We start from the raw sequence: 13,214 nt of genomic DNA, 5'->3' as shown, positions 1-13,214 counted from the left end.
GATCAGAAAGCGAGCGCGCCGTCTCGCTGCGCAATTGGACAGAGCATGGGGCATTCGCGGCGGTGCGGGTTGAGCGAAATCAACTTTGTCGCGCGCATTGATGTGCCGGTCGCTCGGAACCTACTTGGAACACGGCTCGCGGGACCGGCGTTCGCCAGAATTTGCGTTACGTCAACAGCCCGCGGATGCGGCGGTGCAAGATTGCAGACAAGCTCTGCAACCAAAGGCACTGACCGATGCAAGATCAAATCGAAGAGATCAAAGGAGGCGCGCAAGCCGGCGATGCGTCTCATTCGCCCGCGCCTGCGCCCGCCTCGCATCTGCCTGTGCCGGCCCGCCCAAGCGGCAAACGGCGCGGTTTGCGGATCACGGTGGCGCTCCTCCTCGCTGCGCTAGGCGCCGGTGGCGGCGGTTATTACATCTGGAAGCAAATGCATCCGCCGCTGCCTGTCGGCATCAGCGTCGGCAACGGCCGTATCGAAGCCGATGAAATCGACATCAGCACCAAATATGCCGGACGCGTGCACGAGCTGCTCGCCGATATCGGCGACATGGTTGCGCCCGGACAGGTCGTGGCGCGGATGGATACCCGCGATCTCGAGCAATCGCTTTCTAAGTCGGTTGCGCAGGGCCGGCAGGCACAGCGCGCCATCGAGGAAGCCGAAGCCGTGCTGACCCAGCAGCAGGCGCAGAAGACCCTCGCCGAGCAGGAGAACCAGCGGACTGAATCGCTGTTCAAGAATGGCTGGGCCACCAAGGAATTGCTGGACCAGCGCAAGCAACAGCTCGACGCCGCCAATGGCGCGCTCGCTGCGGCACAAGCCAGGGTGCTCGAATCCCAACATGCGCTGGAGGCCGCCCAGCACGATGCCGGTCTCTACAGGGTGCAGATCGCCGACAACACGCTGGTGGCGCCGAAGGCGGGCCGGATCCAGTACCGCCTTACCAATATCGGCGAAGTCCTCGCGGCCGGCGGCAAGGTCTTCACGATGCTGGATCTGACCTATGTCTACATGGACCTCTATTTGCCGACGACGGAAGCCGGCAAGGTGAAGGTCGGCGCTGACGCACGCATCGTTCTCGACGCCTACCCCGATCATCCGATCCCCGCGAAGGTCTCGTTCGTCGCGAGCCAGGCGCAGTTCACGCCGAAGACGGTCGAGACCAAGACCGAGCGCGACAAGCTGATGTTCCGCATTCGGGTCCGCATCGACCCGGAACGCCTGCTTGCGCATGCGGACGCGGTCAGAAGTGGCCTTCCCGGTGTCGCCTATGTCCGCTGGGATTCCGCAGTTGCATGGCCGACGACGCTGCAGGCTGCGCCATGAATGGCAGCGACGATCAGGTCGCCGTCGTTCGCGCCCTCTCCCATCGCTACGGTTCGGTGACGGCGCTCGACTGCATATCGGCCGACATTCCCGCCGGACGCCTGGTTGGCATGATCGGACCCGACGGCGTCGGCAAATCCTCCCTGCTCGCGATCCTCGCCGGCGCGCGGAAGATCCAGGAGGGTGCGGTCGCCGTGCTCGGCACCGACATCTCCAAGGCCGCCGAGCGCGCCCTGATCTGTCCGCGCATCGCCTACATGCCGCAAGGGCTGGGCAAGAATCTCTATCCCGACCTGAGCGTTAAGGAGAATGTCGAGTTCTTCGCGCGGCTGTTCGAGCAGTCGCGCAAGGAGCGCGAGTGGCGCATCAATGAGCTCCTGGAAAGCACCGGGCTTGCGCCGTTCGCCGACCGGCCGGCCAGCAAGCTGTCGGGCGGCATGCGGCAGAAGCTCGGGCTGTGCTGCTCGCTGATCCATGATCCCGATCTCCTGATCCTGGACGAGCCCACGACCGGCGTCGACCCGCTGTCGCGCCGCCAGTTCTGGGATCTCATCGACCGTATCAGGGATCGCACGGCGAAAATGAGCGTGCTCGTCGCCACCGCCTATATGGAAGAGGCCGAGCGTTTCGACTGGCTGATGGCGATGAATGAGGGAAAGATTCTCGCGACCGGCTCGCCGTCCGACCTCAAACAGCAAACCGGCACCGACTCGATCGAAGACGCGTTCGTTGCCCTGCTCCCGCATCGACAGCGTGCCGGCAACGAAAAGCCGATCGGTCCGCCGCTCGACGGTCACGCCGAGCCCGTCATTGTCGCCAAGGACCTGACCTGCCGGTTCGGCGACTTCACCGCCGTCGACCGTGTGAATTTCACGATCCGCCGCGGCGAGATCTTTGGCTTTGTCGGCTCGAACGGATCGGGCAAGACGACCACGATGAAGATGCTCACCGGGCTGCTGCCGCCGTCCGAGGGCGAGGCGCTGATCTTCGGCGAAGTGCTGCGCGCCGGCGACCTCGAAGCACGCCGCCGTGTCGGCTACATGTCGCAATCCTTCTCCCTCTACGGGGAACTCACGGTTCGCCAGAACCTTGTCCTGCACGCGCGGCTGTTTCACCTGTCTCTGGCGTTTGCGGAGGCACGCATCGCGGAGCTGATCGAGAAATGCGACCTCGCCGACTATCTCGATGACCTCGCCTCGTCGCTCCCGCTCGGAATCAGGCAGCGGTTGTCGCTTGCGGTCGCCGTCGTCCACAAGCCGGACCTCTTGATCCTGGACGAGCCGACCTCCGGCGTCGACCCGTTGGCGCGCGACCAGTTCTGGCAGCTCCTGATCGACCTGTCGCGCAATCAGGGCATGACGATTTTCGTGTCGACGCATTTCATGAACGAGGCGGCGCGCTGTGATCGGCTGTCGCTGATGCACGAAGGACGCGTGCTTGCCTCCGACACGCCGGCCGGATTGATCAAGGCGAGAAACGCCAAGAGCCTGGAGGATGCGTTCATCAGCTTCCTCGAACGGGAAACGCCGGGCACGGCATCCACCGTGACTCTCGACCAGCCGCAAGCCGAACCGGACAAGACCGCCGGCCGCGAAAGCAGACGCTCCTTTTTCAGCTTTCGGCGGCTGTTCGCCTATACCATCCGCGAGGGCCTTGAGCTGATGCGCGATCGCATCCGGCTGATGTTCGCCCTGTTCGGCACCGCGCTCCTGATGATCGTGTTCGGCTTCGGCATTTCGGCCGACGTCAACAATCTCAGCTTTGCCGTGCTCGATCGCGACCAGACGCCCGAAAGCCGTGCCTATCTGTCGGAGCTGAGAGGATCGCCCTATTTCCTCGAAAAGCCTCCGCTGACCGACTATGCCGATCTCGATCGTCGCCTGAAGAACGGCGACATCTCGGCCAGCATCGAGATTCCTCCAAACTTCGGCCTCGACATCAAGCGCGGACGGCCTACGTATCCGCGTGGATCGACGGCGCCATGCCGTTCCGCGCCGCAACCATTCGGGGTTACCTGCAGGGGATGCACCAGCTCTATCTGAGCGATCCCGTGCTGAACACGACGCAGGCGGCAAGGCCCCTGCCCGCCAATATCGAGGTCCGGTTCAAGTACAACCAGGATTTTGACAGCATCTACGCCATGGTGCCTTCGACCCTCGCGATGATGCTCGCGCTGTTCCCGGCCATCCTGATGGCGCTTGCGGTCGTTCGCGAGAAAGAGCTCGGCTCGATCACCAACCTTTACGTTACGCCGGTGACGCGGCTGGAATTCCTCGTCGGCAAACAGCTTCCTTACGTCGCCGTCGCGCTGATCAATTTCATTATCATGTTCGCGATGGCGGTCTTCATATTCAACGTGCCGCTGAAGGGCAGGTTTGTAGCGCTGCTGGCCGGCACGGTCATCTACGTCTTCACGACGACCGGCTACGGCATGCTGATCTCGACCTTCTGCACGACCCAGATCGCCGCGCTGTTCGGCACCGCGATCCTCACCATCCTGCCAGCCCAGCAGTTCTCGGGCATGATGACGCCCGTCTCTTCGCTTTCCGGTTCGGCGCAGCTTATCGGCCTTTGCTTTCCGATGAGCTATTACCGCCCGATCAGCGTCGGCGCCTTCACCAAGGGCCTGGGCCTTGCCGATCTCGGTTCGAGCATCCTCATGCTGCTCGTCTTCGTCCCCGTGCTGACGGCGCTGAGCATGATGCTGCTCCCCAAGCAGGAGCGCTGAGACGATGCGCTCCCTCTCCAACATCGTCTGGCTCGGCACCAAGGAGCTGCGCAGCTTTTTCAGCGACTGGGTGCTGCTCGGGTTCGTGATCTACTCATTCTCGCTTGCCGTCATCAGTCAGGCGCAAAGCAATTCACAGGAAGTGTTTCATGCCTCGATCGGGCTGGTCGACGAAGACCATTCGGAATTGTCCCGCCGGATCACGCATGCGTTCCTGATGCCCTATTTCAAGGAGCCGGTGGCGATCGCGCAAGCTGATATCGAACATCTGATGGATACCGGCAAATACACTTTCGTCATCGATATTCCCCCAAACTTCCAACGCGACGTCTTGGCGGGCCGCCAGCCCGGACTGCAGATCAATGTCGACGCCACCGCGATGATCCAGGCCGGCCTGGGATCGGGCTACGCGCAACAGATCATCAATACCGAGATTGCTCAGTTCGTGTCGCAGGTGGAACGCGTGCCGGAATCGCCAGTCAACCTGGCGGCCAGGATCGCGTTCAATCCCAACGTGATGACGGCCTGGTTCTCCAGCGTCATGGGCATCATCTCGAGCGTCACCATGCTCGCGATCATCCTCGCCGGTGCTGCGTTGGTACGCGAGCGTGAGCATGGCACGATGGACCATCTCCTGGTGATGCCGCTGAGCCCGTTCGAGATCGCGATGTCGAAAATCTGGGCCAACGGGTTCGTCATTGCGGTCGCGGTCGGCCTGTCGCTCTATCTGGTGGTCCGCTTGCTGCTGCAGATCCCGATTGCCGGCTCGATCCCGCTCTTCATGTTTGGAGCGATCCTCTATCTGTTCTTCGCGACCGCGATCGGGCTGTTCCTGGGCACTGTTGCGCGGTCGATGCCGCAGCTCGGCCTGCTCTACATGCTGGTCGCCGTTCCCATGAACGTCCTGTCCGGCGGCGCCACGCCGCTGGAGAGCATGCCGCCCTGGCTTGCGACAGTGATGCAGGCGTCGCCCTCGACCCACTTCGTGTCCTTCGCGCAGGCGATCCTCTATCGCGGCGCCGGCCTCGATGTGGTGTGGCCGCAATTCCTTGCCGTCGCCGGCATCGCCTCGCTGTTCCTGGTGCTGTCGCTGCTGCGTTTCCGGTCCACGCTCAGCTCGGCCTCGAACTAGTCATAACGATCACGTTCACGTGCTGGGCCGCCGGCTTGATCTTCGTCAACATCGAACGAGCTTGTCTAATGATGATTGATGTGACCGGAGGTCGAACATGCGCAAATTCATCATTTTTGCCGCGCTCGGCGCGGCCGCTTCAATTGCAGCATCACACGATGTGCGCGCGGCGGACGCGGTGCCGAAATTTGACATCGCCAAAATCTGCAAAGCAGAGACGGCTGAGACGGTAGGGATCGGAGAGACCCTGGCGTCCTGCACGAAGGCCGAAGAGCAGGCGCGGACGCAAGTGGCTGGGCAGTGGAGCAAGTTCACGGCGAAGGACAAGGCGGCATGCATCAGCGAGTCCAGCATCGACGGCACGCCGAGCTATGTCGAGCTCCAGACCTGCCTCGAAATGGCCGCTGACGCGCATGCTACGACGGGAGCGCGAAAGTAGCCCGAAGCGCTATCGCCCCCTGAACCGCGGTTTCCGCCGTTCCAGGAATGCCGCCACGCCCTCTTTGTGATCCTCGGTCTCGCTTGCCAGCGCGAACTGATCGACATCCATATGGCTAGCCAGATCATCGAGCGCGTGCGCGAGGCGGTTGACCGTGAGCTTTGTCATGGCGACCGAGATCGGCGGCTGCGCCGCGATCTTTGTCGCAAGCGTCATGGCGGCCTCAAACGCCTTGCCGGGCTCGGCCACCTGCTCCACCAATCCCCATTCATAGGCCTCCGCGGCGGAGATGCGGTCGTCGGCGAGGATTACGGCCTGCTTGGTCCGTGCCGGTCCCATCAGATGCAGCATGCGCGGCACGCTCTGCCAGCTCATGTTCATGCCGAGCCCGATCTCGGGCACACGCATATGGGCATCGCGCGCCATGACGCGGAAGTCGAGCGCAACCGCCAGCGCCACGCCACCGCCGATGCAAAAGCCCTCGATTGCGCCGATCGTGACCTGTTCCATGTCCTGCCAGGCCCGCGTCAGCCGCGGCCCCAGTTTCAGATGGCGGCGCAGCGTACCGATGTCCATGGTGCGACGCGAACGGCCTTCGGCGTCCTTGAGATCGAAGCCGGCGCTGAAGGATTTTGCGCCGCCGGTGAGCACGACGACGGACGTCGCGCCGTCATCCTCGAAGCTGCGGGCCGCATTGGTGAGCTGGCGCAGCGCTTCCGGCGACAGCGCATTGATGCCGTCCCCGCGGTCGAAGCGCACGACCGCGATGCGGCCCTCCGGGCCAAGGCCTTTTTCGATTTTTATGTATTCTGCCACGATTGCCTCCCTGTCATGACCGAAATGCTAGCAGACTCTATGCCTCGACATCCCCCGGATTCTTCGCCTATCTTCGCCACCATGAGCGATCACGACCATCATCATCACGACCACGACCATTCGGAACTGTCCGAGACCGAGTTGCGCGTGCGCGCGCTCGAAACCATCCTGACCGAGAAGGGCTATGTCGAGCCGGCCGCGCTGGACGCCATCATCCAGGCCTATGAGACCCGGATCGGCCCGCACAACGGTGCCCGGGTTGTCGCCAAGGCATGGACCGATCCTGCATTCAAGCAGGCGCTGCTCGAAGACGGCAGCAAGGCTGTCGGCACGCTCGGCCATGTCAGCCGCGTCGGCGACCATCTCGTCGTGGTCGAGAACACGCCGCAGCGTCACAACATGGTCGTGTGCACTTTGTGCTCCTGCTACCCCTGGGAAATGCTCGGCCTGCCGCCGGTCTGGTACAAGGCCGCGCCTTATCGCTCGCGCGCCGTGAAGGATCCGCGCGGCGTGCTCGCCGATTTCGGCGTGACGCTGCCGAAGGTGACCGAAATCCGGGTGTGGGACTCGACCGCCGAGACGCGCTTCCTGGTGCTGCCGATGCGGCCCGAAGGCACCGAGGGCTGGAGCGAGGCGCAGCTTGCGGACCTCGTGACACGCGATTCCATGATCGGCACCGGGTTCCCGAGGCGGCCGGGAGCGCCATCATGAACGGCGTGCACGACATGGGCGGCATGGACGGGTTCGGCAAGGTCGAGCCCGAGCCGAACGAGCCGATGTTCCATGCCGCATGGGAAGCGCGGGTGATGGCGATGGTGCGCGCGATGGGCGCGGCCGGCGCCTTCAACATCGACACCTCCCGCTATTATCGCGAAGCCTTGCCGCCGCACATCTATCTCGCGAGCTGCTATTACACGAAGTGGCTGCTCGGGCTCGAGGACCTCTTGCTGGACAAGGGGTTCATCGCAAAAGACGAAGTCGCAACGGGCCACGCGGTGCAGCCGCCAAAGGCGCTCAAGCATGGCAAATTCGAGCTCGATGACGTCGAGCGCGTGATGGTGCGCGGCAAGTTCGGCCGCACGGCGCCGGCGCCCGCAAAGTTCAAGGCAGGCGACAGGGTGCGCGCGAAGAACATCCACCCCCTCACGCACACGCGGCTGCCCCGCTATGTGCGCGGCCATGTCGGCGTGGTCGAGCGCGACCATGGCTGTCACGTGTTTCCGGACTCCGCCGCAATGGAAGCCGGCGAGAACCCGCAGTGGCTCTACACCGTGGTGTTCGACGGGACGGAATTGTGGGGCCCGGAGTCCGATCCGACCGTCAAGATTTCGGTCGACGCCTTCGAGCCATATCTGGAGCGTGTGTGATGGACAGCGCCGCAGCCGCGCGCGCTACCGCCGCCGTCCCGAGCATCCCGCGCGACGATGACGGCCCGGTGTTCCGCGAACCCTGGGAAGCGCAGGCTTTTGCGATGGCGCTGACGCTGCACGAGCGCGGCTTGTTCACCTGGAACGAATGGGCCGCAGCCCTCGCCGACCAGATCAAGCGCGCACAGGCGGAAGGCGATCCCGACACCGGCGAGACTTATTATCGCCACTGGCTCGCGACGCTGGAACATCTCGTCGCCGAAAAAGGCGTCGCCACTGCCGACACCCTCCACCGCTACCGCGACGCCTGGGACCATGCCGCCGACCGCACCCCGCACGGCAAGCCGATCGAACTGCGGCCGGAGGATTTTGCGGGCTAGCGTTGGGCGGCCGCATATTCCCGCCATCCCCTCTCCCGCAGCGTACACGCCGGGCATTCGCCGCAGCCGTAGCCCCAGTCGTGCGGCGCGCCGCGGTCGCCGAGATAGCAGGTATGGGAGTGCTCACGGATCAGGTCGACCAGGCCGGTGCCGCCGAGTTCATGAGCGAGATTCCAGGTTTCGGCCTTGCTCAGCCACATCAGCGGCGTGTGCAGTTCGAAATCCTTGGCCATGCCGAGGCTGAGCGCGGACTGCAGTGCCTTGATGGTCTCGTTGCGGCAATCGGGATAACCGGAATAGTCAGTCTCGCACATGCCGCCGACGATGTGGCGGATGCCGCGGCGGTAGGCCAGCGCGGCTGCGAAGGTGAGGAATACGAGGTTGCGGCCGGGCACGAAAGTATTGGGCAAGCCGTCCGCGCCCATCGCGATCGCGACGTCACGTGTTAGCGCGGTGTCGGAAATTTCGGCGAGCGTCGGGATTTCCAGCGTGTGACTCTCGCCCAGCTTTGAAGCCCAGTCCGGCCGCAGTGTTGTGATGCCGGAAACTAGCCCCTCCCGGCATTCGAGCTCAATCGCGTGGCGCTGCCCATAGGCAAAGCCAAGCATTTCGACGCGCGCAAAATGCTTGAGCGCCCAGGCAAGGCAGGTGGTGGAATCCTGGCCGCCGGAGAACAGCACCAGCGCGGTTTCGGACGATAAATCTTCACTCATGGTGCGCGCTTTAGCACCGCCAGCAATGGCGGCCAACCGGTGGAAATCGGCATATTTCAGCGTGTTCCGCTCGGATCGGCCGGTCGCTTACGGCATAAAGCGGGACAAGCAGAATTCTGGTGGCCGCATGACCCCTTCCCGCGACATTTCACGCCTCATCGAGATCATGGCCGCCTTGCGCACGCCGGTGACCGGCTGCCCCTGGGACCTCGAGCAGAACTTTGCGACCATCGCCCCTTACACGATCGAGGAAGCCCATGAGGTGGTGGATGCCATCACCCGCGGCGATCTCGACGATCTCAGGGAAGAACTCGGCGATCTGCTGCTGCAGGTCGTGTTCCACGCCCGCATGGCGGAGGAGCAGAACGCCTTTGCGTTCGGCGACGTTGTGGAGGCGATCACCAGGAAGATGATCCGGCGGCATCCGCATGTGTTCGCCGACAAGGACGGCAATCTCGCCCCCTCCCACGTCAAGGAAGCCTGGGATCGCATCAAGGCCGAGGAGAAGGCCGAGCGTGCGGCGCGCCGGCCGCCGGAAGAGGCCGGGCACAAATCGTTGCTTGCCGGCGTCAAGGCCGGCCAGCCTGCCCTCACGCGCGCGATGGAGCTGCAGCGCAAGGCCTCGACCGTCGGCTTCGACTGGAACGATCCGCGCGCGGTGTTGAAGAAAATCCGCGAGGAGGCTGACGAGATCGAGGCCGCGCTCGACGGGGCCGATGCCGATGAACTGGCGGAAGAAACCGGCGACCTCCTATTCGCTGTGGTCAATCTCGCGCGGCACGTCGGCGCCGATCCGGAAACCGCACTCCGCGGCACCAACGCCAAATTCGAGCGCCGCTTCGCCTATATCGAGCGCGCGCTTGAGGCGAAGGGGCGTTCGCTGCAAGACGCATCTCTCGAAGAGATGGATGCGCTGTGGAACGAAGCGAAAGGTGCCCGTAGCCCGGATAGAGCGTAAGCGAAATCCGGGGTTCTTGCGTTTGGCTCGACCGGTCCCGGATTGCGCTGCGCTCCATCCGGGCTACGGGGCTTCCGCTCACATCACATGCGGCACGGCATCGAAGCGTGACACGACGATATCGCGCTTGGTCTCGTCGACGCGCACGGTCATATCAAAGCGGCCGTCATGCAGCTTCTTGTCGAGCACTTCGGAATTGCGGTGCAGCCAGCTAATGCCGGCGCCGTCGGAGGCATCGATCGACAGGTCCAGCGTCATGCGCTTTGCCGCCAGCCGATCCTCGATCGCGGCGAGCAGTTCGTCGACGCCCTCCCCGCTCCAGGCGGAGACCAGGAAAGCCGGCCGCTCCGGCGGACGGCGAGCGGCGATGTTGCGCAAGTTCGCGCGCTCCTCGGGATCGAAGCGGTCGATCTTGTTCCAGACTTCGATGATGCGCTGGCCGCCGTCGGCATCGGGATCGATCCCGAGCTGGCGCAGCACCGCCTCGACGTCGCGCTCCTGGGCCTCGGCATCCTCATGCGAGATGTCGCGGACGTGGAGGATGAGATCGGCTTCCAGCACCTCTTCCAGCGTGGCGCGGAATGCCGCGACGAGCTGCGTCGGCAGGTTGGAGATGAAGCCGACGGTATCAGACAGCATCGCCTTGCCGCCATGCGGCAGATGCAGCGCGCGCAAGGTCGGATCGAGCGTCGCGAACAGCATGTCGGCGGCCTGGACATCGGCGCGGGTCAGCCGATTGAACAGCGTCGACTTGCCGGCATTGGTGTAGCCGACCAGCGCCACCACGCGGTACGGCACGCGCTGGCGGCCGGCGCGGTGCAATCGCCGCGTCGCCTGAACCTTCTTCAGCTCGCTTTCGAGCTTGGTGATGCGCTCGCTGATCAGCCGCCGGTCGGCCTCGATCTGGGTTTCGCCGGGGCCGCCCATGAAGCCGAAGCCGCCGCGCTGACGCTCCAGATGGGTCCATGACCGCACCAGCCGGCTGCGCTGGTAATTGAGATGCGCGAGCTCGACCTGCAGCGCGCCTTCCCTGGTCTTGGCGCGGCGGCCGAAGATCTCCAGGATCAGACCGGTGCGGTCGAGCACCTTGGTGTTCCAGGCCTTCTCGAGGTTGCGCTGCTGGATCGGCGACAGCGCGCAATCCATCACCACGAGCTCGATGTTGTGGCTGGCGACGAGGCCGGTGATCTCCTCGACCTTGCCCTTGCCGAGATAGGTCGCCGGCCTGATCTGGCTGACGGGAGCGATCACGCTGTCGATCACCGCAAGGTCGATGGCGCGCGCAAGCCCGGCCGCCTCCTCGATCCGCCCTTCGAAATCGCGGACAAAAGCCTCCGTTTGCGCCTCGGCCTCGCCGCGGCGCATGCGCATGTACGGGCCGACGACAATCACCCGGCCCGTCTCAATTCCCTCCGCCAACCGTGGCCGGTCGGCGGCCCCTTCACGATTACGGGGCTCCAATCAGTTCACTCTCAACCCTGTGTATCTTCACCGCCTTCAAACAACTGGATCGGTGCGCCCGGCATGATGGTCGAGATCGCGTGCTTGTAGACAAGCTGCGAATGACCGTCGCGCCGGAGTAAAAGGCAGAAATTGTCAAACCAGGTGACAATGCCCTGCAGTTTAACGCCATTCACCAGAAAGATCGTCAGTGGCGTCTTGGTCTTACGAACATGATTTAGGAAGGTGTCTTGTAGATTTTGAGCGCGGTCTGCCGCCATTTTTGTTGTCCCGCCGTCTTGTGGTTCTTTTTATTGGAATGTTGGAACCGGTTGGAGCCCTCTGACGGAGCCTTTCGCCGGTTGCCGGCCTGTCCTGAGTTCCCCCTCTGACAGGCTCGGCGGTAGGATTAGAGGGCAGGCCCGCCCATTAGGCAAGCCGGTTGACGCGCCACCCATGAACAAGAATCGGCAATTGCCGCAAAAGCATGGGGAAAAAAGCGATCATTCCCAGTTAATTGCATGGATCTGCGACCGGTTGGCTCAGCCGACCCCCAAGGCCTTGAGCTTGCGATGGAGCGCGGAGCGCTCCATCCCGACGAACTCCGCCGTGCGCGAGATATTGCCGGAAAACCGGCTGATCTGGGCGATCAGATAGTCGCGCTCGAATACCTCTCGCGCCTCGCGCAGCGGTAATCCCATGATGTGCTCGCCATTGCTGCTGGTCGGCATCGCCGGCACCATCGAGCCGACGTCCTGCGGCAGCATGTCCGCGGTGATGATCGCCTCGGGGCCGCCGCCGGCCAGAATCATCACCCGCTCGACATTGTTGCGGAGCTGGCGGACGTTGCCGGGCCAGACATGGGACTGCAGCACCGCCATCGCGTCCTGGCCGATCTGCCGCTTCGGCAGGCCGGTCGCCGCCGAGATCTGGTCCATGAAATAGTCGATCAGTTCGGGAATATCCTCGCGACGCTCCGACAGCGGCGGCACCCGGATCGGCACCACCGACAGGCGATGGTAGAGATCCTCGCGGAAGTGGCCGGCCGCGATCTCCTCCTCCAGGTTGCGCGCCGTGGAAGAGATGATGCGCACGTCGACATGGACCTTTGCGGTGCCGCCGGAGCGCTGGAACGTCTGGTCGACCAGCACGCGCAAGATCTTGTTCTGGGTTTCGCGCGGCATATCGGCGATCTCGTCGATGAACAGCGTGCCGCCATGCGCCTCTTCCAGGGCGCCCGGCTTGCGCGGCTGCTCACCATTGGAAGCCTCGACGCCGAACAGCTCGACCTCCATCCGCTCGGGCGTGATCGCAGCCGCGTTGATGACGACGAACGGGCCGTCGGCGCGGCTCGATGCCTGGTGCAGCGTTCGCGCCACCAGCTCCTTGCCGGAGCCTGCCGGCCCCACGATCAGGATGCGGCTGTTGGCCTTGGCGGCGCGCTCGATGGTCTGGCGTAACTGGTTCATGCAGGCGGAGCGGCCGGTCAAAATGCTTGCAGTTGGAGCTTGTTGCTTGAGTTCTTTCACTTCGCGCTTGAGGCGCGAATTCTCCAGCGCCCGGTTCGCGACCAGGATCAGCCGGTCCGACTTGAACGGCTTTTCGATGAAGTCATAGGCGCCGCGCTTGATCGCAGCGACCGCGGTCTCGATGTTGCCGTGGCCGGAGATCATCACCACCGGCAGGTCGGCATTGTCCTTCTTGATCTGCTCCAGGAGCTGCAGCCCGTCGAGCTTGGAGCCCTGCAGCCAGATGTCGAGGAAGACCAGATGCGGGCGACGGTTGGCGATCTCCGCCAGCGCCGAATCGCTGTCGCGCGCGGTGCGCGAGGAAAAGCCTTCGTCTTCGAGGATGCCGGCAACGAGGTCGCGAATGTCTGCTTCATCGTCGACAATCAGAATGTCACTTGCCAT

12 protein-coding genes and 1 pseudogene are annotated in these 13,214 nt (G+C 63.7%); 8 read left to right on the top strand and 5 right to left on the bottom strand.

Annotated elements, in window-relative coordinates:
- Positions 1–236: 236 nt before the first annotated feature.
- The 4 genes and pseudogenes from ACZXDY_RS07910 (at position 237) to ACZXDY_RS07895 (ending at position 5,627) form a co-directional block, all read left to right on the top strand.
- Entirely contained in the window at positions 237–1,328 is a 1,092-nt protein-coding gene (locus tag ACZXDY_RS07910) for an HlyD family secretion protein (protein WP_464345079.1), read from the top strand.
- Positions 1,325–4,056, top strand: a pseudogene (gene rbbA, locus ACZXDY_RS07905) (ribosome-associated ATPase/putative transporter RbbA). Before ACZXDY_RS07910 ends, rbbA begins: the two are co-directional and overlap by 4 nt.
- Positions 4,057–4,060: 4 nt before the next feature.
- Positions 4,061–5,188 (top strand): ABC transporter permease, encoded by a 1,128-nt coding sequence (locus ACZXDY_RS07900; RefSeq protein WP_464345078.1) that lies wholly within the window; start codon positions 4,061–4,063, stop codon positions 5,186–5,188.
- Positions 5,189–5,285: 97 nt separating this feature from the next.
- Complete coding sequence (locus tag ACZXDY_RS07895; protein WP_464345077.1) at positions 5,286–5,627, top strand: hypothetical protein; 342 nt, start codon at positions 5,286–5,288, stop codon at positions 5,625–5,627.
- Positions 5,628–5,636: 9 nt separating this feature from the next.
- Here ACZXDY_RS07895 and ACZXDY_RS07890 read toward each other — a convergent pair whose 3' ends face one another.
- A complete protein-coding gene (locus tag ACZXDY_RS07890) occupies positions 5,637–6,443 on the bottom strand; it encodes an enoyl-CoA hydratase/isomerase family protein (RefSeq protein ID WP_464345076.1) in 807 nt (268 codons plus the stop codon).
- Positions 6,444–6,524: 81 nt separating this feature from the next.
- Between ACZXDY_RS07890 and nthA the strand changes: the two genes are divergently transcribed.
- The 3 genes from nthA to ACZXDY_RS07875 are packed head-to-tail and all read left to right on the top strand — an operon-like array spanning position 6,525 to position 8,190.
- Positions 6,525–7,154, top strand: coding sequence for a nitrile hydratase subunit alpha (gene nthA / locus ACZXDY_RS07885; protein ID WP_464345105.1), 630 nt, complete (start codon positions 6,525–6,527; stop codon positions 7,152–7,154).
- The gene (gene nthB, locus ACZXDY_RS07880) at positions 7,151–7,810 is read left to right on the top strand and encodes a nitrile hydratase subunit beta (RefSeq protein ID WP_028165649.1); all 660 of its coding nucleotides are present in this window, start codon (positions 7,151–7,153) and stop codon (positions 7,808–7,810) included. Before nthA ends, nthB begins: the two co-directional genes overlap by 4 nt.
- The gene (locus ACZXDY_RS07875; RefSeq protein ID WP_464345075.1) at positions 7,810–8,190 is read left to right on the top strand and encodes a nitrile hydratase accessory protein; all 381 of its coding nucleotides are present in this window, start codon (positions 7,810–7,812) and stop codon (positions 8,188–8,190) included. The genes nthB and ACZXDY_RS07875 overlap by 1 nt, the downstream gene beginning before the upstream one ends.
- Here the strand turns inward: ACZXDY_RS07875 and queC are convergent.
- On the bottom strand, positions 8,187–8,903 hold the full coding sequence (gene queC / locus ACZXDY_RS07870; protein WP_464345074.1) for a 7-cyano-7-deazaguanine synthase QueC: 717 nt from the start codon (positions 8,901–8,903) through the stop codon (positions 8,187–8,189). The genes ACZXDY_RS07875 and queC overlap by 4 nt on opposite strands.
- 127 nt (positions 8,904–9,030) lie before the next feature.
- Between queC and mazG the strand changes: the two genes are divergently transcribed.
- The gene (gene mazG, locus ACZXDY_RS07865; protein WP_464345073.1) at positions 9,031–9,861 is read left to right on the top strand and encodes a nucleoside triphosphate pyrophosphohydrolase; all 831 of its coding nucleotides are present in this window, start codon (positions 9,031–9,033) and stop codon (positions 9,859–9,861) included.
- 78 nt (positions 9,862–9,939) lie between these two features.
- Here mazG and hflX read toward each other — a convergent pair whose 3' ends face one another.
- From hflX to ntrX, 3 genes are all read right to left on the bottom strand, one after another.
- Positions 9,940–11,322 carry a GTPase HflX gene (gene hflX / locus ACZXDY_RS07860; RefSeq protein WP_464345072.1) on the bottom strand — a complete coding sequence of 461 codons (1,383 nt, stop codon included), beginning with the start codon at positions 11,320–11,322 and terminating at the stop codon, positions 9,940–9,942.
- Positions 11,323–11,333: 11 nt separating this feature from the next.
- On the bottom strand, positions 11,334–11,582 hold the full coding sequence (gene hfq, locus ACZXDY_RS07855; RefSeq protein ID WP_027578348.1) for an RNA chaperone Hfq: 249 nt from the start codon (positions 11,580–11,582) through the stop codon (positions 11,334–11,336).
- A gap of 261 nt (positions 11,583–11,843) precedes the next feature.
- On the bottom strand, positions 11,844–13,214 hold the full coding sequence (gene ntrX / locus ACZXDY_RS07850; protein ID WP_028165644.1) for a nitrogen assimilation response regulator NtrX: 1,371 nt from the start codon (positions 13,212–13,214) through the stop codon (positions 11,844–11,846).

Source organism: Bradyrhizobium sp. LeoB3 (assembly GCF_055456055.1).
The sequence above is the reverse complement of the archived record's forward strand: the minus strand, read 5'-3'. Positions and strand labels throughout refer to the sequence as shown.